Annotated in this window: 22 protein-coding genes and 1 other RNA gene; 14 read left to right on the top strand and 9 right to left on the bottom strand. The window is 62.0% G+C overall.

What is annotated here, in order from left to right; genetic code table 11:
• Positions 1-39: 39 nt before the first annotated feature.
• The gene (locus tag Q7C30_RS12545) at positions 40-519 is read right to left on the bottom strand and encodes an Lrp/AsnC family transcriptional regulator (protein WP_029612123.1); all 480 of its coding nucleotides are present in this window, start codon (positions 517-519) and stop codon (positions 40-42) included.
• 127 nt (positions 520-646) lie between these two features.
• On the opposite strand from Q7C30_RS12545, the gene Q7C30_RS12540 reads away from it, so the two are divergent.
• Positions 647-1,843, top strand: coding sequence for a methionine gamma-lyase (locus Q7C30_RS12540; RefSeq protein WP_317871666.1), 1,197 nt, complete (start codon positions 647-649; stop codon positions 1,841-1,843).
• Between the two features lie 63 nt (positions 1,844-1,906).
• Here the strand turns inward: Q7C30_RS12540 and Q7C30_RS12535 are convergent, their stop codons facing one another.
• Positions 1,907-2,344 carry a DUF1043 family protein gene (locus Q7C30_RS12535; RefSeq protein WP_029612124.1) on the bottom strand — a complete coding sequence of 146 codons (438 nt, stop codon included), beginning with the start codon at positions 2,342-2,344 and terminating at the stop codon, positions 1,907-1,909.
• A 135-nt stretch (positions 2,345-2,479) separates the two neighbouring features.
• Between Q7C30_RS12535 and Q7C30_RS12530 the strand changes: the two genes are divergently transcribed.
• The 3 genes from Q7C30_RS12530 to zapE all read left to right on the top strand — a co-directional run bounded on the left by Q7C30_RS12530 (position 2,480) and on the right by zapE (position 5,713).
• Positions 2,480-3,115, top strand: a complete 636-nt coding sequence (locus Q7C30_RS12530; protein ID WP_317871665.1) for an alpha/beta fold hydrolase — start codon at positions 2,480-2,482, stop codon at positions 3,113-3,115.
• Between the two features lie 25 nt (positions 3,116-3,140).
• Positions 3,141-4,490, top strand: a complete 1,350-nt coding sequence (locus Q7C30_RS12525) for a tryptophan--tRNA ligase (protein WP_317871664.1) — start codon at positions 3,141-3,143, stop codon at positions 4,488-4,490.
• A gap of 128 nt (positions 4,491-4,618) precedes the next feature.
• Entirely contained in the window at positions 4,619-5,713 is a 1,095-nt protein-coding gene (gene zapE, locus Q7C30_RS12520; protein ID WP_029612127.1) for a cell division protein ZapE, read from the top strand.
• Between the two features lie 134 nt (positions 5,714-5,847).
• Here the strand turns inward: zapE and Q7C30_RS12515 are convergent, their stop codons facing one another.
• Positions 5,848-6,744: a GlxA family transcriptional regulator gene (locus Q7C30_RS12515; protein WP_162889598.1), complete on the bottom strand. Its 897-nt coding sequence runs from the start codon at positions 6,742-6,744 to the stop codon at positions 5,848-5,850.
• Between the two features lie 315 nt (positions 6,745-7,059).
• Entirely contained in the window at positions 7,060-8,100 is a 1,041-nt protein-coding gene (locus Q7C30_RS12510; protein WP_317871663.1) for an NADP(H)-dependent aldo-keto reductase, read from the bottom strand.
• Between the two features lie 261 nt (positions 8,101-8,361).
• Between Q7C30_RS12510 and rplM the strand changes: the two genes are divergently transcribed.
• The 7 genes from rplM to Q7C30_RS12475 all read left to right on the top strand — a co-directional run bounded on the left by rplM (position 8,362) and on the right by Q7C30_RS12475 (position 13,233).
• Entirely contained in the window at positions 8,362-8,790 is a 429-nt protein-coding gene (rplM, locus tag Q7C30_RS12505; protein ID WP_029612130.1) for a 50S ribosomal protein L13, read from the top strand.
• A gap of 14 nt (positions 8,791-8,804) precedes the next feature.
• On the top strand, positions 8,805-9,197 hold the full coding sequence (gene rpsI, locus Q7C30_RS12500) for a 30S ribosomal protein S9 (RefSeq protein ID WP_029612131.1): 393 nt from the start codon (positions 8,805-8,807) through the stop codon (positions 9,195-9,197).
• 261 nt (positions 9,198-9,458) lie between these two features.
• A complete protein-coding gene (gene petA / locus Q7C30_RS12495) occupies positions 9,459-10,052 on the top strand; it encodes a ubiquinol-cytochrome c reductase iron-sulfur subunit (RefSeq protein ID WP_029612132.1) in 594 nt (197 codons plus the stop codon).
• On the top strand, positions 10,052-11,263 hold the full coding sequence (locus Q7C30_RS12490; protein ID WP_029612133.1) for a cytochrome bc complex cytochrome b subunit: 1,212 nt from the start codon (positions 10,052-10,054) through the stop codon (positions 11,261-11,263). Before petA ends, Q7C30_RS12490 begins: the two co-directional genes overlap by 1 nt.
• A complete protein-coding gene (locus Q7C30_RS12485) occupies positions 11,263-12,042 on the top strand; it encodes a cytochrome c1 (protein ID WP_039579871.1) in 780 nt (259 codons plus the stop codon). The genes Q7C30_RS12490 and Q7C30_RS12485 overlap by 1 nt, the downstream gene beginning before the upstream one ends.
• Before the next feature lie 122 nt (positions 12,043-12,164).
• Positions 12,165-12,788 carry a glutathione S-transferase N-terminal domain-containing protein gene (locus tag Q7C30_RS12480; RefSeq protein WP_029612134.1) on the top strand — a complete coding sequence of 208 codons (624 nt, stop codon included), beginning with the start codon at positions 12,165-12,167 and terminating at the stop codon, positions 12,786-12,788.
• Between the two features lie 10 nt (positions 12,789-12,798).
• Positions 12,799-13,233 carry a ClpXP protease specificity-enhancing factor gene (locus Q7C30_RS12475; RefSeq protein ID WP_029612135.1) on the top strand — a complete coding sequence of 145 codons (435 nt, stop codon included), beginning with the start codon at positions 12,799-12,801 and terminating at the stop codon, positions 13,231-13,233.
• A gap of 47 nt (positions 13,234-13,280) precedes the next feature.
• Here the strand turns inward: Q7C30_RS12475 and Q7C30_RS12470 are convergent, their stop codons facing one another.
• The 5 genes from Q7C30_RS12470 to Q7C30_RS12450 form a co-directional block, all read right to left on the bottom strand.
• Entirely contained in the window at positions 13,281-13,499 is a 219-nt protein-coding gene (locus Q7C30_RS12470) for a YgdI/YgdR family lipoprotein (protein ID WP_029612136.1), read from the bottom strand.
• Between the two features lie 78 nt (positions 13,500-13,577).
• Positions 13,578-14,156, bottom strand: coding sequence for a BON domain-containing protein (locus tag Q7C30_RS12465; RefSeq protein WP_039579865.1), 579 nt, complete (start codon positions 14,154-14,156; stop codon positions 13,578-13,580).
• Positions 14,153-14,746 carry a phosphoheptose isomerase gene (locus Q7C30_RS12460; RefSeq protein WP_029612137.1) on the bottom strand — a complete coding sequence of 198 codons (594 nt, stop codon included), beginning with the start codon at positions 14,744-14,746 and terminating at the stop codon, positions 14,153-14,155. Before Q7C30_RS12460 ends, Q7C30_RS12465 begins: the two co-directional genes overlap by 4 nt.
• A gap of 88 nt (positions 14,747-14,834) precedes the next feature.
• Entirely contained in the window at positions 14,835-15,206 is a 372-nt protein-coding gene (locus Q7C30_RS12455; protein ID WP_029612138.1) for a YraN family protein, read from the bottom strand.
• Positions 15,206-17,023, bottom strand: a complete 1,818-nt coding sequence (locus tag Q7C30_RS12450; protein WP_317871662.1) for a penicillin-binding protein activator — start codon at positions 17,021-17,023, stop codon at positions 15,206-15,208. Before Q7C30_RS12450 ends, Q7C30_RS12455 begins: the two co-directional genes overlap by 1 nt.
• A 187-nt stretch (positions 17,024-17,210) precedes the next feature.
• On the opposite strand from Q7C30_RS12450, the gene rsmI reads away from it, so the two are divergent.
• The 3 genes from rsmI (at position 17,211) to mraZ (ending at position 19,279) form a co-directional block, all read left to right on the top strand.
• Positions 17,211-18,086 carry a 16S rRNA (cytidine(1402)-2'-O)-methyltransferase gene (rsmI, locus tag Q7C30_RS12445; protein WP_317871661.1) on the top strand — a complete coding sequence of 292 codons (876 nt, stop codon included), beginning with the start codon at positions 17,211-17,213 and terminating at the stop codon, positions 18,084-18,086.
• 67 nt (positions 18,087-18,153) lie between these two features.
• Positions 18,154-18,513: RNase P RNA component class A (gene rnpB / locus Q7C30_RS12440), an RNA gene on the top strand.
• A 310-nt stretch (positions 18,514-18,823) separates the two neighbouring features.
• Positions 18,824-19,279 (top strand): division/cell wall cluster transcriptional repressor MraZ, encoded by a 456-nt coding sequence (gene mraZ / locus Q7C30_RS12435; protein WP_029612140.1) that lies wholly within the window; start codon positions 18,824-18,826, stop codon positions 19,277-19,279.
• Positions 19,280-19,281 lie beyond the last annotated feature (2 nt).

Below are 19,281 nucleotides of genomic sequence, written 5' to 3'. Positions count from 1 at the left end.
GCCCAAAGCGGCAGAACGCTGGCCGACGGTTGAGCGGGTTTATAACGGTCGCTCCGCCACCGGAATCACCCGCCGCTGCTTCACCGCCTTGTACGAAAAACTCGAGTAGATCTCCTTCACCCCCGGCAGCGTCTGCAGCACTTCGCGGGCGAATTCGCCGAACGATTCAAGATCGTGGGCCAGGATTTCCAGCAGGAAGTCATAGCGTCCAGACACGTTGTGGCAGGCGACGATCTGCGGAATCTCCATCAGCCGTTGCTCGAACACTCGAGCGGCTTCTTTGTTGTGTGACTCCATCATGATGCTGACGAAGGCCGTAACGCCGTAGCCCAGGGCCTTGGGTGACAGCGTGGCCTGGTAGCCCGTGATGTAGCCGGCTTCTTCCAGCAGCTTGACCCGCCGCCAGCAGGGTGAGGTGGTCAGCGACACCTGGTCGGCGAGCTCGGCCACGGTCAGGCGAGCGTTGTTCTGCAGCGCGTTAAGAAGAGCGCGGTCGGTGCGGTCCAGAGGCGTTGGCATGTTATGCCCTTTGTTCGTTCTATTGAGTGTTTCCATTCCAGGAATTCTTTCAGCGGCGTGACAGTTTGGAATAGTTTCGCCTGTCACCGGGCATAAGCTTAGAACAAACAACAACGAGGCCGATGCCATGCGCGCCGACAGCGACAAGCCAGGATTTTCCACCCGCGCCATTCACCAGGGTTACGACCCTCAGTCCCACGGCGGCGCCTTGGTGCCGCCGGTTTATCAAACTGCCACCTACGCCTTCGCGAGCGTCGAATATGGCGCGGCCTGCTTCGCCGGCGAACAGGCCGGGCACGTCTACAGCCGTATTTCCAACCCGACCCTGGCCTTGCTGGAGCAACGCATGGCCTCGCTGGAGGGGGCCGAGGCCGGGCTGGCGCTGGCCTCGGGTATGGGCGCCATCACCTCGACCCTGTGGACCTTGTTGCGCCCTGGCGATGAGCTGATCGTCGGCGAGACCCTCTATGGCTGCACCTTCGCGTTCCTGCACCACGGCCTCGGCGAGTTCGGCGTGAAGATCCGTCACGTCGACTTGAACGACCTCGCCGCCCTCGAGGCGGCGATCACCCCGCAGACGCGCATGATCTATTTCGAGACCCCGGCGAACCCTAACATGCACCTGGTCGACATCCCCGCAGTGGTCGGCGTGGCCCGTCGGCATGAGCTACTGGTGACGGTCGACAACACCTACTGCACGCCTTATCTGCAACGGCCACTGGAGTTGGGGGCGGACTTGGTGGTGCACTCGGCCACCAAGTACCTCAGCGGTCATGGCGATCTCACCGCCGGGCTGGTGTTGGGGCGCCAGGCACTGATCGAGCGCATTCGCCTGCAAGGCCTCAAGGACATGACCGGCGCGGTGCTCTCGGCGCAGGACGCTGCATTGCTCATGCGCGGCCTCAAGACCCTGGCGCTGCGCATGGAGCGTCACTGCAGCAACGCGTTGCGCGTCGCGCAGTTCCTCGAGCGCCAGGCGCAGGTCGAGGTGATTCGCTACCCTGGCCTGTCGAGTTTTCCCCAGTTCGGTCTGGCACAGCGCCAGATGCGCCTGCCCGGCGGCATGATCGCGTTCGAACTCAAGGGCGGGCAGCAGGCCGGACGACGGTTCATGAACGCGCTGCAGGTGTTCAGCCGGGCCGTGAGCCTGGGCGATGCCGAGTCGCTGGCCCAGCATCCGGCGAGCATGACCCATTCCAGCTATACCGCCCAGGAGCGGGCCGAACACGGCATTTCCGAAGGGCTGGTGCGGTTGTCGGTGGGGCTTGAGGACATCGAGGACTTGCTGGCCGACCTGGGTCAGGCGTTACGGGCGAGTGCTTGAAACGCCGTTTCTCACCTTCGTCGAGACCTGAAAAAGGCCGCTGCAAGCGGCCTGGTTCGAGTTTCAGCGCTTCAGGCCGTAGCTCTCGTCCAGCATACCGGGCGAATTCGGGGCTTTCGGCGCGTAGTCCAGCGGCACCTCGGCAGAGTCCTTCGGTGGCGTGAGGCGATCACGCGGGCCGTGGGCGGCATCGGGGTGCAGCGAGGCCAGCAGACGTTGACGCGTCAGTTCGTCCAGGGCCAGGCGATTGGCGCCGTCGGCCAGATGTTCCTGCACGTCCTGGTAGCTTTGGGTGAGTTTACGCACCAGCGAAGCGGTGCTGTTGAAGTGGGTGACCACTTCGTTCTGGTAATTGTCGAAACGCTGCTGGATGTCGTCCAACTGGCGTTGCGTGCTGCTGGGAGCCGCATTGGGAAGCAGGCGGGCCAGGGCGAAACCGACGACGACACCAACGACCAGTGCCACGGTCGGCAGCAACCAAACAAGGAGCGAGTGTTCCACGAGTCCTTCCTCTATAAACGGCTTTGCTTTACGTTAACGGCTCAGACCTGCGCTGTATACCGCGAGCGATCGCAAATCAGAACAGAATTCCCCTCCTAGACGAATCGACCTTTGCCAAGGTCACGGAGTAGTGCCTTGCTTGTCCGCGAAACCCCCTTGTTCATCGATGGCCCCTGCGGTCCTCTGGAGGCGCTGTACCTGGATGTGGCCGACGCCCGTGGCGCGGTGCTGATCTGCCACCCCAACCCAGTCCAGGGTGGCACCATGCTCAACAAGGTGGTCTCGACCCTGCAACGTACCGCCCGTGACGCCGGCTACGTCACCTTGCGCTTCAACTACCGGGGCGTCGGCCAGAGCGCTGGCAGCCACGACATGGGCGCCGGCGAAGTGACCGATGCCGAAGCGGCAGCGGCCTGGCTGCGCGAGCGCCATCCTGGCCTGCCGCTAGTGCTGATGGGGTTCTCCTTCGGTGGCTTCGTCGCGGCCAGCCTGGCCGGTCGCCTGGAGGCGGCTGGCGTGGAGCTGGCGCACCTGTTCATGGTCGCCCCGGCGGTGATGCGCCTGACCGAGCAGTTCCCGTTGGCGCAGCGCTGCACGCTGACGGTGATCCAGCCTGACACCGACGAGGTGGTCGAGCCTCGGTTGGTCTATGAATGGTCCGACGCGCTGACGCGCCCCCATGAGCTGCTGAAAGTGGCAGAATGCGGACACTTCTTCCATGGCAAGCTGACCGATCTGAAGGATCTGCTGCTGCCGCGTCTTTCGAACTGAGCCAAGCCTGAACAAGCGATCTCCCATGACCACGCGCATTCTCACCGGTATCACCACCACCGGCACCCCGCACCTGGGCAACTACGCCGGCGCCATCCGCCCGGCGATCCTTGCCAGCCAGCAGCCCGGTGCCGACTCGTTCTACTTCCTGGCCGACTACCACGCCCTGATCAAGTGTGACGATCCACTGCGCATCCAGCGCTCGCGCCTGGAAATCGCCGCCACCTGGCTGGCCGGCGGCCTGGATCCTAACAAGGTCACCTTCTACCGCCAGTCCGACATCCCGGAAATTCCCGAGCTCACCTGGCTGCTGACCTGCGTTGCCGCCAAGGGCCTGCTCAACCGCGCCCACGCCTACAAGGCGTCGGTGGACAAGAACCTGGAAACCGGCGAAGACCCGGACGCCGGTGTGTCGATGGGCCTGTACAGCTACCCCGTACTGATGGCCGCCGACATCCTCATGTTCAACGCGCACAAGGTCCCGGTCGGCCGTGACCAGATCCAGCACGTGGAAATGGCCCGCGACATCGGCCAGCGTTTCAACCACCTGTTCGGCCAGGGCAAGGAGTTCTTCGTCATGCCCGAGGCGCTGATCGAGGAAAGCGTGGCCACGCTGCCGGGCCTGGACGGGCGCAAGATGTCCAAGAGCTACGACAACACCATCCCGTTGTTCACCAGCGCCAAGGACATGAAGGACGCCATCTCGCGGATCGTCACCGATTCGCGCGCCCCGGGCGAGGCCAAGGATCCGGACAACGCGCACCTGTTCACCCTGTACCAGGCCTTCGCCAGCGTGGACCAGGCAGGCGAGTTCCGCGAGGAGCTGCTGCAAGGCCTGGGCTGGGGCGAAGCGAAACAGCGTCTGTTCCAACTGCTCGACGGTCAACTGGCCGAGAAGCGCGAGCACTATCATCAGCTCATCGCGCGCCCCGCCGATCTCGAAGACATCCTCCTGGCGGGCGCTGCCAAAGCCCGCAAGATCGCCACGCCGTTCCTCGAGCAACTTCGCGAATCGGTCGGCCTGCGTTCGTTCCGCAGCAGCGTTCAGGCCAGTGCCGAAGGCAAGAAAAAGGCGGTCAAAAGTGCGCGCTTCGTTAGCTTCCGCGACGAAGACGGCAGCTTCCGCTTCCGCCTGCTGGCCGCCGACGGTGAGCAGTTGCTGCTGTCCAAGCGCTTCGCCGACGGCAAGAGCGCGGGTGCGGTGAGTAAGCAACTGCAGCAGGGCGGCGACGCTGATGTGCGGGTCGAGGGCCTGGGCTTCTCGCTGTGGCTGGCGGACGAGCAGGTGGCCGAAGGGCCGCAGGCGGTCGATGAGCAGGGTCGCGATGCTGCTGTACAACGTCTGCGCGAAGCGCTTGCGCCACAGGTCGACTGAGTCATTCCCGATCGGGTCAACCTGACCGGGTCATTCCGACCGGATCAATCCGCCGCAACGCCAATTGCCATTATGCGGGCCGCTCGCTACAGTGACGGCCCGTTTTTTGTTGCCTCGCTAACGAAATCATGACGCCCCTAGAACGATACCAAGCAGATCTCAAACGCCCCGACTTCTTCCATGACGCGGCGCAGGAAACGGCGGTGCGTCATTTGCAGCGCCTGTACGACGACCTGATCGCCGCGCAGAACAACAAGCCAGGTATGCTCGGCAAGCTGTTCGGCAAGAAGGAGCAGACGCCGGTCAAAGGCCTGTATTTCTGGGGTGGGGTAGGGCGGGGCAAGACCTACCTGGTCGATACCTTCTTCGAGGCGCTGCCGTTCAAGGAGAAGATGCGTACCCACTTCCACCGCTTCATGAAGCGCGTGCACGAGGAAATGAAGACCCTCAAGGGTGAGAAGAATCCGCTGACGATCATCGCCAAGCGCTTCTCCCAGGAAGCGCGGGTCATCTGCTTCGACGAGTTCTTCGTCTCCGATATCACCGATGCCATGATTCTCGGCACCTTGATGGAAGAGTTGTTCAAGAACGGCGTGTCGTTGGTGGCCACCTCCAACATCGTGCCGGACGGCCTGTACAAGGATGGCCTGCAGCGCGCGCGCTTCCTGCCGGCCATCGCCATGATCAAGCAGTACACCGAGGTGGTGAACGTCGACAGTGGCGTGGACTATCGCTTGCGTCACCTGGAGCAGGCCGAGCTGTTCCATTTCCCGCTCAACGAGGCCGCCGAGCAGAGCATGCGCGCCAGCTTCAAGGCGCTGACGCCGGAGTGCACCCAGGCCGTCGAGAACGATGTGCTGGTGATCGAGAACCGTGAGATCCATGCCTTGCGCACCTGCGACGATGTCGCCTGGTTCGACTTCCGCGCGCTGTGCGACGGCCCGCGCAGCCAGAACGACTACATCGAGTTGGGCAAGATCTTCCACGCCGTGCTGCTGAGCAACGTCGAGCAGATGGGCGTCACCACCGACGACATCGCCCGGCGTTTCATCAACATGGTCGACGAGTTCTACGACCGCAACGTCAAGCTGATCATCTCGGCCGAGGTCGAGCTCAAAGACCTCTACACTGGCGGTCGCCTGAGCTTCGAATTCCAGCGCACCCTCAGCCGCCTGCTGGAAATGCAGTCCCACGAATTCCTGTCGCGCGCACACAAGCCCTAGCGGGCAGCGGCAAGCGGCAAGCGGCAAGCGACAAGCTTCAAGTTGCAAGCTGCAAGAAAAAAGCCAGAGCAGAATGCGATCTGCTCTGGCTTTTTCTTGTAGCTTGAAGCTCACAGCTTGCCGCTGCAGGAGGCCTAGGCCTCCTGCATGAATTGCTGGCGATACTGGTTGGGGGACAGTTCGGTGTGCTGGCGGAATAGACGGGCGAAGAAGCTGGCGTCGTCGTAGCCGACTTCGTAACTGATGGTCTTGATGCTCTTGCGGGTGCTGGAGAGCAGGCCCTTGGCCGTTTCGATGCGCAGGCGCTGCAGGTAGTGCAGCGGTTTGTCGCCAGTGGCGCCCTGGAAGCGGCGCATGAAGTTGCGAATGCTCATGCCATGATTGCGCGCCACGTCCTCGAAGCGGAACTTGTCGGCGAAGTGCTCCTCCAGCCAGTGCTGGACCTGCAGGATGATCAGGTCCTGGTGCAGCTTCTGGCCACCAAAGCCCATGCGTCCTGGGGTGTAGTTGCGCTGCACCTCGTAGAGGATGTCGCGGGCCACGGCGCGCGCCACGTTCGCCCCGCAGAAACGCTCGATCAGGTAGATGTACAGATCGCAGGCCGAGGTGGTGCCCCCTGCGCAGTACAGGTTGTCGGCGTCGGTCAGGTGCTTGTCCTGGTTCAGGCGAATGTTCGGGAAACGCTCGGCGAAGCTGTTGAAGAAGCGCCAGTAGGTGGTCGCCTCCTTGCCGTCGAGCAGCCCCGATTCGGCGAGCCAGAGCACGCCACTGGCTTCGCCGCAGAGCACGGCGCCGCGGGCATGCTGCTCGCGCAGCCAGGGCAGCACTTGGGGATAGCGGGCGAGCAGGATGTCGAAGTCTTCCCAGAAGGCCGGAAGGATGATCACGTCGGCGTCACCCAGTGCCCCGTCCACGGGCAACTGAACATCACTGAAGCTGTTGACGGGCTGGCCGTCGGGGCTTACCAGGTGAATCTCGAACATCGACTGCAGGCCCAGGCCCAGCTGTTTGCTGTAGCGCAGGCTGGCCAAGTGGAAGAAGTCCTTGGCCTGCATCAGTGTCGATGCGAAGACTTTATCGATTGCCAGGATGCTGACGCGCCGCAATGACGCGGAGGGTTGGGTAAACATCATCGTCGTTGTTCTTATAGGGGAAAGTGGTCAATCACCGGCTGGATCGTCTTATGTTTTCCGGTTGGCTGCAAGCTTTAAGCTGCAAGCTGCAAGCTGCAAGCTGCAAGCGGCAAGCGGCAAGCGGCAAGCTGCAAGATGAAAGCGATAGTCCACGCACCCACGTCCTGCTTTTTCTTGCAGCTTGCAGCTTGCCGCTTTCAGCTTGCCGCTTCCTTAAGGTGCGGGGTTGGGCTGCTGCTGGTGCAGGGTTTCGATCGCTGCCAGGAGTTCGTCGCTCAACACCAAGTCGGCGCTGGCGAGGTTGCTTTGCAGTTGCTTCAGGTCTGTGGCGCCGATGATGTTGCTGGTGACGAAGGGCTGGCCGGTGACGAAGGCCAGGGCCATCTGTGCGGGGTCCAGGCCGTGCTCGCGGGCCAGTTGCACGTAGCGGCTGCAGGCGGCCACGGTCTGCGGGTTGGAGTAGCGGGCGAAGCGGCTAAAAAGGGTCAGGCGGGCGTTCTCGGGGCGGGCGCCCTCCTCGTACTTGCCCGTCAGCATGCCGAAAGCCAGCGGGGAGTAAGCCAGCAGGCCGCATTGCTCGCGGATCGCCACTTCCGCCAGTCCCACCTCGAAGCTGCGGTTGAGCAGGTTGTAGGGGTTCTGGATCGATACCGCCCGTGGCCAACCGCGGGCCTCGGCCAGATGCAGGAACTTCAGGGTGCCCCAGGGCGTTTCGTTGGACAGGCCGATATGGCGGATCTTGCCGGCGCGCACCTGTTCGTCGAGCACCTCCAGGGTTTCCTCCAGCGGGGTGAACAGGTCATTGGGCTGGTGCTGGTAGCCCAGCTTGCCGAAGAAGTTGGTGGAGCGCTCTGGCCAATGCAATTGGTAGAGGTCGATGCGATCGGTCTGCAGGCGTTCGAGGCTGGCATCCAGCGCCGCGACGATGTGCTGGCGGTTGTGCTTGAGCTGGCCGTCGCGGATATGGCTGATGCCGTTGCCAGGACCGGCCACCTTGCTGGCGAGGATCCAGTCGTCACGGTCGCCGTTGGCGCGGAACCAGTTACCGATGATGCGCTCGGTGGCGGCGTAGGTTTCCGGGCGCGGCGGCACCGGATACATCTCGGCGGTGTCGATGAAGTTGATGCCGGCGGCCTTGGCCAGGCCGATCTGGGCGAAGGCCTCGTCCTGGACGTTCTGCTCGCCCCAGGTCATGGTGCCCAGGCACAGGGCGCTGACGTCGAGGTCGGTACGGCCGAGCTTGCGGTAATGCATGGGGAAGGCTCTCTGCAGTTGAAATAAGCCATCAAAGCAGGTTGATATTCTCAGTGCAATCTGGATAATGACGACCCTCTCCGTGTGGCGGAAGTGATGCACCACCATGCAGGAGGAACCTTTGTCGAACATTGGACGCGCCGACCCGAGCCCCCACTTAGCGCCCAATGCGAGGCTGCGCGCTTGCCCTTGGCAAGCTGTGCACTATCCAGTAAGATTCGCCGTCTATTTTTCGCTGGGCGGCCTCTGAGGCTTTAGAGAATGAAAACTTTTACTGCTAAACCGGAAACAGTAAAGCGCGACTGGTACGTAGTTGACGCCGCTGGTCAGACCCTGGGTCGTCTGGCTACCGAAATCGCTCGTCGCCTGCGTGGCAAGCACAAGGCAGAGTACACCCCTCACGTTGACACCGGCGACTACATCGTCGTCATCAACGCCGAGCAGGTTCGTGTCACTGGTGCCAAGTCTTCGGACAAGATGTACTACTCCCACTCCGGCTTCCCGGGCGGCATCAAGGAAATCAGCTTCGAGAAGCTGATCGACAAGGCCCCTGAGCGTGTCATCGAGACCGCGGTCAAAGGCATGCTGCCGAAGAACCCGCTGGGTCGCGACATGTACCGCAAGCTGAAAGTGTACGCGGGTGCTGCTCACCCTCACACTGCTCAGCAGCCTCAAGAACTGAAGATCTAACGGGATAGTTCATTATGTCGGCGACTCAAAATTACGGCACTGGCCGTCGCAAGACCGCAACCGCTCGCGTTTTCCTGCGTCCGGGCACTGGTAACATCTCCATCAACAACCGTCCTCTGGACACCTTCTTCGGTCGCGAAACCGCTCGCATGGTTGTTCGCCAGCCGCTGGAGCTGACCGAGAGCACCCAGAAGTTCGACATCTACGTCACCGTCGCCGGTGGTGGTGTCAGCGGTCAAGCCGGTGCGATCCGCCACGGTATCACCCGCGCTCTGATGGAATACGACGAAACCCTGCGTGGCGCTCTGCGTCGTGCTGGCTACGTCACCCGCGACGCTCGTGAAGTCGAGCGTAAGAAAGTGGGTCTGCGTAAAGCGCGTAAGCGTCCTCAGTACTCCAAGCGTTAATACCGCTTCGGCAGTCGAAAAAAGCCCGGTTCTTTGGAACCGGGCTTTTTTTATGTCTGCCATTTCTCCCCAGCGGATTCGCGGGCGCTTGCCACATAGACGTAGATCAAGCAAAGCGCGGGTTGTGTCCTTGGCAGCGCTAATCACCTTGTCAGTGTGTGGACTTGTTTCCTACCATGGCGACCAATTTTTAGCGCCACAGACATTACTAATAGACGCCTGTTGCGACGGGCGAGAAGAAAGCTGATGGGAGAGGATTGAATGAGCAATGACGGCGTCAACGCAGGCCGGCGCCGCTTCCTCGTAGCTGCCACATCCGTGGTGGGGGCTGCAGGGGCGGTCGGGGCTGCGGTACCGTTCGTGGGGTCATGGTTCCCAAGCGCCAAGGCCAAGGCGGCTGGGGCACCTGTGAAGGTCAATATTGCCAAGATCGAGCCAGGGCAGCAGATGGTCGCTGAATGGCGTGGGCAACCGGTGTTCATCGTGCGGCGAACGCCGGAGATCCTCGGGAATCTGCAAAAGCTCACGGGCGAGCTCTCCGATCCGCAGTCCAAGGAGTCGGTGCAGCCGACCTACGTCGATCCGCAGGTCCGGTCGATCAAGCCGGAAATCCTCATCCTCGTCGGGCTGTGCACGCACCTGGGCTGCTCGCCCACCTTCCGTCCGGAAGTGGCGCCAGCCGACCTGGGTCCGAAGTGGGTGGGCGGCTATTTCTGCCCTTGCCACGGTTCGCACTACGACCTCGCTGGTCGCGTGTACAAGTCGCAGCCGGCGCCGCTCAATCTGCCCGTGCCGCCGCATTCGTACGAGTCTGACGACATCATCGTCATCGGCGTCGATCAGGAGAACGCATGATGAGCAAGTTCATGGACTGGGTGGATGCGCGCTTCCCCGCCACCAAGATGTGGGAAGAGCACCTGAGCAAGTACTACGCGCCCAAGAATTTCAACTTCCTGTACTTTTTCGGCTCCCTGGCGCTGTTGGTGCTGGTCAACCAGATCGTCACCGGCGTCTGGCTGACCATGAGCTTCACGCCCTCGGCTGAAGAGGCCTTCGCCTCGGTCGAGTACATCATGCGCGACGTCGAGTACGGCTGGATCCTGCGCTACCTGCACTCTACCGGCGCTTCGGCGTTCTTCATCGTGGTGTACCTGCACATGTTCCGTGGGTTGCTCTACGGTTCGTACCAGAAGCCGCGCGAGCTGGTGTGGCTGTTCGGCATGCTGATCTACCTGGCGCTGATGGCCGAGGCCTTCATGGGGTACCTGCTGCCCTGGGGCCAGATGTCCTACTGGGGTGCCCAGGTGATCATCTCGCTGTTCGGTGCCATTCCGGTGATCGGTGACGATCTCACGCAGTGGATCCGCGGTGACTACCTGATCTCCGGCATCACGCTGAACCGCTTCTTTGCCCTGCATGTGGTGGCCCTGCCGATCGTCATTCTCGGCCTGGTGGTGCTGCACATCCTGGCGCTGCACGAAGTGGGTTCGAACAACCCAGACGGCATCGACATCAAGAAGCACAAGGACGAAAACGGCATCCCGCTCGACGGCATTCCGTTCCACCCGTACTACACCGTCAAAGACATCGTCGGGGTGGTGGTCTTCCTCTTCGTATTCTGCTCCGTAGTGTTCTTCTTCCCGGAAATGGGTGGTTACTTCCTGGAAAAACCGAACTTCGAGCAGGCCAACGCCTTCAAGACGCCTGAGCACATCGCCCCGGTATGGTACTTCACGCCGTTCTACGCCATCTTGCGCGCGGTTCCTGACAAGCTCTTCGGTGTCATCGCCATGGGCGCGGCGATCGCGGTGCTCTTCGTGCTGCCCTGGCTCGACCGCAGTCCAGTGCGCTCGATGCGCTACAAGGGCTGGCTGAGCAAGCTGTTCCTGTTGGTGTTCTGCGTGGCCTTCATCATCCTCGGCATCCTCGGCGTGCTGGCGCCAACGCCCGGGCGAACCCTGCTGTCGCAGATCTGCACCGTGCTGTATTTCGCCTACTTCGTGCTGATGCCCTTCTACACGAGGCTCGAGAAGACCAAACCGGTTCCGGAAAGGGTGACTGGCTGATGAAAAAGTTGATTGCAGTACTTTGCCTGGCATTGATGCCTGGCCTGTCGTTCGCTGCTGAGCATGGCGTTGAGCTGGATAAGGTCGATATCGACCTGGCTGACAAGGCCGCGATGCAGGATGGCGCTCGGACCTTCGCCAACTATTGCATGGGGTGTCACAGCGCCAAGTTCCAGCGTTATGAGCGAGTCGCCGACGACCTCGGTATCCCGCATGAGGTGATGCTGGAAAACCTGGTGTTCACGGGCGCCAAGATCGGCGACCACATGAAGATCGGCATGCGTCCCGATGACGCCAAGACCTGGTTCGGCGCGGCGCCGCCGGACTTGACGCTGGTCGCCCGGGTCCGCGGCAACGATTGGCTGTACAGCTACCTGCGCAGCTTCTATCAGGACCCGTCGCGCCCCTACGGTGTGAACAACAAGGTCTTCCCCAACGTCGGCATGCCCAACGTGCTGGTGGGCCTGCAGGGCAATCAGGTGATCGGCTGCAAGCAGATCCAGACCGTGGTCGATGGCAAGAAGCAGTTCGACCCGCTGACCGGCGCTCCGCTGACCCATGAAGCCTGCGATCAGCTGACCGTGGAGCCGAAATCCGGTACCCTGACGGCCGAGCAGTTCGACGAGAAGGTCAAGAACCTGGTGACCTTCCTGGCCTATTCGGCCAACCCGGTCAAACTGGAAAGTCAGCGCATCGGCACTTATGTCCTGCTGTACCTGGCTTTCTTCTTCGTGTTCGCCTACTTGCTCAAGCGCGAATACTGGAAGGACGTGCACTGATCACGCAGTAGTTGCTGGTAGTTGAACGCGCCCTGGGGCGCTGCCATGCGAATGCACGGCAGCCCTCCAGGGCGCGTTTGCATTTGCAGTTTCACACGCATACCCCCGCGAGGAGCCGCTACATGGGCGCAACCAACAGGTTAGCCTGCTATTCCGACCCCGCCGACCACTATTCCCATCGTGTGCGCCTGGTGCTCGCCGAGAAGGGCGTCAATGCGCAGATCGTCGACGTCGTCGCCGATCGGCTGCCGCCCAAGCTGGTCGAAGTGAACCCCTACGGCAGCGTGCCGACCCTGGTCGATCGCGACTTGGCCTTGTACGAGCCGACCGTGGTGATGGAATACCTCGAAGAGCGTTACCCCCATCCGCCGCTGATGCCGGTGTATCCGGTGGCGCGTGGCAACAGTCGGCTGCTGATGCACCGCATCCAGCGTGACTGGTGTGCGCTGGCCGATCTCATTCTCGATGCGCGGACCGGCGAAACCTCGCGCAGCGAGGCGCGCAAGTCGCTGCGTGAGAGCCTGACCGGCGTCTCGCCACTGTTCGGCGAGTTCGCCTGCTTCATGAGCGAGGAGCAAAGCCTGGTCGATTGCTGTCTACTGCCCATCCTCTGGCGTTTGCCGGTACTGGGTATCGAACTGCCGCGGCAAGCCAAGCCGCTGCTGGATTACATGGAGCGACAGTTCGCCCGCGAGCCTTTCCAGGCGAGCCTGTCCGCTACCGAACGTGAAATGCGCAAGCTTTAAGGAGCCGTTGATGAACTCCAGTCGCCCCTATCTGGTTAGAGCACTGTACGAGTGGATCGTCGACAACGATTGCACGCCCCACATGCTGGTCAATGCTGAGTATCCAGCGGTCCAGGTCCCGCAAGGCTTTGCCAGCGATGGTCAGATCGTGCTGAATATCTCGCCCAGCGCCGTGCGCAACCTGCACATGGACAACGATGCGGTGAGTTTCGAGGGGCGTTTCGGTGGCGTGGCCCATTCGCTCTACGTGCCGAGCGCCGCGATTCTGGGCATCTATGCACGCGAGAACGGCCAGGGCATGGTCTTCGAGCTGGAGCCTGCGCTGATGGAGGATGAGGCGCTCGAGGAAGACGATAGCGTCCAGCCCGATGACGACGGTCCACCGGAAGGTGGAGGTCAGCCACCGCGACCCAGCGGTCGACCAAGCTTGAAGGTGGTCAAGTAACAAAAAAGGCGATCCGGAAGGATCGCCTTTTTGCTTTCAAGCCCGGATTACAGGTCTTTGATGGTGCGGACCTGATCCTTGTTGATGCGGGTCGGCTTGCCATCGAGCTGCTTGAACTCGTAGAAGCCCGAATCGTCATCGAACTTGGGCTTGTCGAGGGTCTGCAGCTCGCGGCCGTCGTTGAGGGTGATCACGCTCGGGGTGGAGCAACCTGCCAGGGCAGCGAACCCGGCGATGGCGATGAGGGACAGCAAAGACTTCTTCATGGCTTTTCCTGAATGGTCAGAAACGAGACGAATTCATGTGCGCGATGGCGCGAGCATCGGTACTGCCGCGCCTGGATGTCAGTCGATGTACTCGAACAGCTTGACGATCTTCTGCACACCCGACACACCTTGTACCACATTGGTGGCCGCGTTGGCTTGTTGCTGGGTCACCAGACCCAGGAGATAGACGATGCCATTTTCGGTGATCACCTTGATGCGCGAGCTGGAGACGTTGGGATCGCCGAGCATCTGGGTCTTGATCTTGGTGGTCAGCCAGGCATCGTTATTGCGTGCCAGGATCGACGAAGGCTGCATCACCTGCAGCTCGTTGTGTACCTTCTTGACGCGCTGCACTTGGCTGGCGGTCTGCTCAGCGAGGCTCTTGAGGTCAGCGCGCGGCACTTGGCCGGCGAGCAGGACGATGCCGTTATAGCTGCTGACCACCACGTGCGAGCCGTTGTCCAGGTCAGGACTGGCCTTGGCCACGTTGACCGAGACCTTGGTCTCGATCAGCGAGTCGTCGATCTTGCTGCCGAGGGTGCGGGTGCTGCGGTCATCCTCGATAGGCGAATTGCGGGTCTCGTTCAGCACCGAGCTGCAGCCGGTGATGCCGAGGCACAGGGTCAGGGCCATCAGGCCGAGGCGCTTGGGGATCATTCTTCACTCCCGAACAGTTGGCTGTCGATCAGATCGCACAGGCAGTGGATCGCCAGCAGGTGGACTTCCTGGATACGCGCAGTGACCGTGGCTGGAACGCGGATTTCCACGTCCTCGGGCAGCAGCAGCGAGGCCATGCCGCCGCCGTCACGTCCGGTCAATGCTACGACAATCATTTCACGATCATGTGCCGCCTGGATCGCCTGGATCACGTTGGCGGAGTTGCCGCTGGTGGAAATGGCCAGCAGCACGTCGCCGGGTTGACCCAGGGCGCGAATCTGTTTGGAGAACACCTCGTTGTAGCTGTAGTCGTTGGCGATCGAGGTCAGGGTCGAGCTATCGGTGGTCAGGGCGATGGCCGGTAAGCTCGGCCGTTCGCGCTCGAAGCGGTTGAGCAGTTCCGAGGAAAAATGCTGGGCATCGCCTGCCGAGCCGCCGTTGCCGCAGGCGAGCATCTTGCCCTCGTTGAGCAGGGCATTGACCATGACCAGGCTGGCCTGCTCGATGTAGGGTGCCAGGATGTCCATTGCCTGTTGCTTGGTATCGATGCTGGCCTGAAACAGCCGGCGGATTCGGGATTGCATGTCCATCTGGTGTGACCTTAAGTGCGGCGGAGGCCTGCGCGACGCGCAACAGGGGCCGGCCCGCGAAACATAGAGCAAAGAAATCGGAATGGGTTCAGCATTCGAAGGCGTTTTTCAGCCATTGAAGCGGCCGACCTGCGTGGTGGCTGCCCTGCAGGGCGACGACGTCGAAGCGGCAGGGGCGATGGGCCCAGCGCGACTCCTTCTGCAGGAACTCGGTGGCGGCCAGCGCCAGGCGTTTCTGCTTGCGCCCGTCGATACTCTCCAGGGCGCCGCCGAAGCCCGCATGCAAACGGTAGCGGACTTCGACGAATACTACTGTATCGGCGTCGAGCATGACCAGATCAAGCTCGCCTCCCTTGCATCGCCAGTTGCGCGTCAGCAGTTGCAGGCCATGACCCTGAAGAAAGGCCAGGGCCTGGCATTCCGCAGCAAGCCCGGCGCTGGCGGGCGATGCGTGGTGCATCAGCGTGGCGTGTCCGGCAGGCGTTTGACTTGGCCACCGGCGAATTCTGCCCACGGCAGTTGGCGTTCGACACGCTGGTTGGCGTTGATGCTCAAGCTGCCGGACAGGCCTTGCATGCGGTTGTCGGGCAGGGCCTTGAGCTGACCCAGGCGTGGTGCCAGGCTGTAGGCGTCAACACCCATGGCGTACAAGCGTCCGAGGCTGCCACCGGCTTGCGGCCACTGTTGCACTACCTGCTGGCGCAGGCTGTTGCCGGTGTCCAGCAGCCATGGCGTTTCGCAGAAGCGGATGCCGTTCATGTCGTTGTACTGGTTCACATCGCCGCTGGCACTGTACAGGTTGGACGTGGCATAGACCGGCACGTCGCCAGCGTACTGGAAGTTGAGCGTGGGCTTGATCTGCTGCGCTTGCTGTGGCGTGGCGGCGAGGAAGATGAAGTCGATGTCCTGGCGACGCGACGGTTGGGCTGCGATGTTACCGCCCACGGCGCTCTGCAGGCTCTTGGCGCGACCTTCGCTCTGGCGCAGTTGGAACAGGTCGGCAATTTGCTGAGCCAGGGCCACGGGCTGGGCGATGCGCTCGGCGGCGAGCAAAGTGCCGCCGTTGCTTTCCCAGTCCTGGCGGAAGGCTGCCAGCACACGGTCACCCCATTCGCCGCTCGGCACCAGGGCCACGGCGCGCACCAGACCATCTGCGTGGGCTCGACGCGCCACTTCTCGGGCTTCGTCTTCGGCAGCGAGACCGAACTGGAACAGTTGTGGCGAGGATTTCTGCCCAGCTTCGGCGTAGTTCAGTGCCAAAGTGGTGATGGGCAATTGCGGGTAATCGGCGAGTTTCTTGACCAGCGGCTTTTCCAGAGGTCCGATGACCAACTGCACGCCTGCGGCCTGGGCCTGGCGGTAGAAATCATCCAGCGAGGTGAGGCGCGAGCTGTCGAACACCTGCACGGCCGGAGCTGGCTGACCGGACTGCTGTGCCTGGAAGTGGGCGGCCATGAAACCGTCGCGCAGGGCGCGGGCCACGCCTGCCAGAGGGCCTTCCTGGGGCAGCAGCAGGGCGATCTTGGTCAGCGGTTGGCTGGCCAGTTGCCTGAGCTTGACCAAGGCTTCAGGCAGTTGCTTGGCGGCGGCGTGGTCGGGATGCTGCTGACGCCAGGCGTCGATGGCCGCCTGCTGCTGTTCCAGGGTGCCGGCACTCTTGACTGCCAGGGCCAGGCTGGTCCAGCCGGCCAGGGTTGCGTCGGCGCTCGGCTGCTGCAGTTGTTCGGCAGGCAGCGAGGCGACCAGCGACCAGATGACGTCGTTGTTCTTCGCCGCCGGTTCGCCGCTGAGCAGTGGCGCCAGCAGGACGCGCTGTTGGGCGGCGGCCAGGGCCTGACCGTCGGCTTCCAAGGCAGCGGCATGCACGCTGTAAGTACGCACTTGCTGTGGCTCGGGCAGTTCGCCGACATGTTGCAGGCTTGGGTGCGCCAGGGCAGTGAGGGCAGCTTTGGGCTGATTGCGACTCATCGCCAGTTCGGCAGCGAGGGTGCTGGCGAAGATTTGCTGGGCAGGCTTGAGGCCCTCCAGTGGCACCTGTTCGAGGATGCGCGCGGCGCGCGGGAAGTCCTTCTGCCGGTAGGCCATGTCGGCCGCGCTCAGGCGCAGCAGTGCGGCGTCTTCGGCGGACTTGCTCGACGCGGCCTTCTCGAGCAACTGCTCGATGCTGGCGTCCGGGGTGCGCGGTAACTCGCCCAGGCTGGATGAGGGCGAGCTGGCGCAGGCTGCCAGCAGGGCAGCGAGACATAAGGCTGAGAGCAGCCGCAGGCAAGCGATCATGTAAGGATCCTGTTACTCGATCAAGGAGGTGGGCGATTGTACCCAAGCACTGGCCGGGGCGCGATGTCGCTGACGGTGAAGCTTCACTATAGGTCGCTTGTCGCGGTCCGAGTTCGAAGTTGTTTGCGCGCTGTTGCAAGTGCTCGGGCTACAATGGCGCCTTTGATCGGCAAGACAGGTGCGCGCAGTGACGGATGTTGCAGGGGTTTCACAATCTACCGCCGGGACGCTTTACATCGTGGCCACGCCCATCGGCAACCTCGATGACATGAGCGCCCGGGCGCTCAAGGTGCTGGCCGGTGCGGCGTTGATCGCCGCCGAGGATACCCGCCATTCGGTACGCCTGCTGCAGCATTTCGGCATTGATACTCCCCTGGCCGCCTGCCATGAGCACAACGAGCGCGACGAGGGCAGCCGCTTCATCGCGCGACTGCTGGCAGGCGATGATGTGGCGCTGGTGTCCGACGCCGGCACGCCGTTGATTTCCGATCCTGGCTACCATTTGGTGCGTCAGGCGCGCGCGGCCGGTATCAAGGTGGTGCCGGTGCCGGGCGCCTGTGCCCTGATCGCCGCGCTCTCGGCGGCCGGCCTGCCCTCGGACCGTTTCATTTTCGAAGGCTTCCTGCCAGCCAAGTCGGCCGGACGTCGCGCTCGCCTCGAGCAGGTCCGGGAAGAGCCGCGTACGCTGATCTTCTACGAAGCGCCGCACCGGATTCTTGAATGCCTGGAAGACATGCAGGCGGTGTTCGGCGATGAGCGTCCGGCATTGCTGGCGCGCGAGCTCACCAAAACGTTCGAGACGCTCAAGGGCTTGCCGCTTTGCGAGCTGCGCGAGTTCGTCGCCGCCGATTCCAACCAGCAGCGCGGCGAGTGCGTCGTGCTGGTGGCAGGCTGGACGGCGCCTCAGGACGAGCAGGCCATCAGTCGCGAAGCCCAGCGCGTATTGGACCTGCTATTGGCAGAGTTGCCGCTCAAGCGCGCAGCAGCGTTGGCGGCTGAAATTACCGGCGTGCGTAAGAATCTTCTTTATCAGGCGGCATTGGATAAACAAAAAAGCCAGTAGTGGCTTAATGATATTATTTAAGTGAAGGCTTGTTCTTGCGCCCGCCTGCCGTTACCCTTGTCGGCGGAGAGTCGATCGGACAGTCGCTGCCTGCTTTTGTTCCGCAAAAGTAGGGGGAGGAAAGTCCGGGCTCCGCAGGGCAGAGTGCCAGGTAACCCCTGGGAGGCGTGAGCCTACGGAAAGTGCCACAGAAAACAACCGCCTAAGCACTTCGGTGCCGGTAAGGGTGAAAAGGTGCGGTAAGAGCGCACCGCACGACTGGCAACAGTTCGTGGCTAGGTAAACCCCACTCGGAGCAAGACCAAATAGGGTTCCTTATGGCGTGGCCCGCGTCGGAACCGGGTAGGTTGCTAGAGGCGTCCAGTGATGGCCGTCGTAGAGGAATGACTGTCCTCGACAAAACCCGGCTTACAGATCGACTCTCCACCTTCCCCTTTCTCTGCTGCAATCGATAGCAGATCCCCTGTGGTAATGCCGAAAAGTTCTTACTCTTAATAAATCACTTTAACTTCACACTCTATCCATTTGAGTGCGCGTGATTTTTTCCGTCAATTTTGTCTCCCGGTAGTCTTTCCCCCTTCCTTTGTTGCGCTAAATCTCGGTCCTGTAAGGGTTTTCCTTATGAACGTGCCTTGACGGTGCGGCGGGCGGATTCCTATAGTGTGCGCAAGTGGCAGAAAGTGGGACGAAGTGGGTTTTCTGGCACAAAAACGATAACATTGTGGGGAATCGCAGCCGTGTTTCGCGGAGCCAACGCCGTCAGTCTCGATGCCAAGGGCCGTCTCGCCATGCCGAGCCGGTACCGTGACGAGCTCGATTCGCGTTGCAACGGCCAGCTCATCGTGACCATCGACGCTGTAGATCCTTGCCTGTGCGTTTATCCGCTCGACGAGTGGGAGCAGATAGAAGCCAAGTTGCGTGCCTTGCCATCGTTGCGTGAGGAAAACCGTCGCCTGCAGCGTCTGCTGATTGGCAACGCGGTGGACCTGGAGCTCGATGGCAGTGGTCGTTTCCTGGTGCCGCCTCGCCTGCGTGAGTACGCCCGGCTCGACAAGAAGGCGATGCTGGTGGGTCAACTGAACAAATTCCAGCTGTGGGATGAGGATGCCTGGAACGCGGTTTCGGCAGCCGACCTCGCCGCTATCCAACAACCGGGCGCCATGCCCGACGAACTGCGTGACCTGATCCTGTGACC

This window comes from Pseudomonas sp. RAC1 (genome assembly GCF_030658255.1).
GTDB lineage: Bacteria > Pseudomonadota > Gammaproteobacteria > Pseudomonadales > Pseudomonadaceae > Aquipseudomonas > Aquipseudomonas boreofloridensis.
The sequence above is the reverse complement of the archived record's forward strand: the minus strand, read 5'-3'. Positions and strand labels throughout refer to the sequence as shown.

Bases quoted from the DNA above. Each gene is read 5' to 3' on its own strand.
- Q7C30_RS12545 (WP_029612123.1), bottom strand. From the start codon at position 519: ATGCCAACGCCTCTGGACCGCACCGACCGCGCTCTTCTTAACGCGCTG.
- Q7C30_RS12540 (WP_317871666.1), top strand. From the start codon at position 647: ATGCGCGCCGACAGCGACAAGCCAGGATTTTCCACCCGCGCCATTCAC.
- Q7C30_RS12525 (WP_317871664.1), top strand. From the start codon at position 3,141: ATGACCACGCGCATTCTCACCGGTATCACCACCACCGGCACCCCGCAC.
- zapE (WP_029612127.1), top strand. From the start codon at position 4,619: ATGACGCCCCTAGAACGATACCAAGCAGATCTCAAACGCCCCGACTTC.
- Q7C30_RS12510 (WP_317871663.1), bottom strand. From the start codon at position 8,100: ATGCATTACCGCAAGCTCGGCCGTACCGACCTCGACGTCAGCGCCCTG.
- rplM (WP_029612130.1), top strand. From the start codon at position 8,362: ATGAAAACTTTTACTGCTAAACCGGAAACAGTAAAGCGCGACTGGTAC.
- rpsI (WP_029612131.1), top strand. From the start codon at position 8,805: ATGTCGGCGACTCAAAATTACGGCACTGGCCGTCGCAAGACCGCAACC.
- petA (WP_029612132.1), top strand. From the start codon at position 9,459: ATGAGCAATGACGGCGTCAACGCAGGCCGGCGCCGCTTCCTCGTAGCT.
- Q7C30_RS12490 (WP_029612133.1), top strand. From the start codon at position 10,052: ATGAGCAAGTTCATGGACTGGGTGGATGCGCGCTTCCCCGCCACCAAG.
- Q7C30_RS12485 (WP_039579871.1), top strand. From the start codon at position 11,263: ATGAAAAAGTTGATTGCAGTACTTTGCCTGGCATTGATGCCTGGCCTG.
- Q7C30_RS12480 (WP_029612134.1), top strand. From the start codon at position 12,165: ATGGGCGCAACCAACAGGTTAGCCTGCTATTCCGACCCCGCCGACCAC.
- Q7C30_RS12475 (WP_029612135.1), top strand. From the start codon at position 12,799: ATGAACTCCAGTCGCCCCTATCTGGTTAGAGCACTGTACGAGTGGATC.
- Q7C30_RS12470 (WP_029612136.1), bottom strand. From the start codon at position 13,499: ATGAAGAAGTCTTTGCTGTCCCTCATCGCCATCGCCGGGTTCGCTGCC.
- Q7C30_RS12465 (WP_039579865.1), bottom strand. From the start codon at position 14,156: ATGATCCCCAAGCGCCTCGGCCTGATGGCCCTGACCCTGTGCCTCGGC.
- Q7C30_RS12460 (WP_029612137.1), bottom strand. From the start codon at position 14,746: ATGGACATGCAATCCCGAATCCGCCGGCTGTTTCAGGCCAGCATCGAT.
- Q7C30_RS12455 (WP_029612138.1), bottom strand. From the start codon at position 15,206: ATGCACCACGCATCGCCCGCCAGCGCCGGGCTTGCTGCGGAATGCCAG.
- Q7C30_RS12450 (WP_317871662.1), bottom strand. From the start codon at position 17,023: ATGATCGCTTGCCTGCGGCTGCTCTCAGCCTTATGTCTCGCTGCCCTG.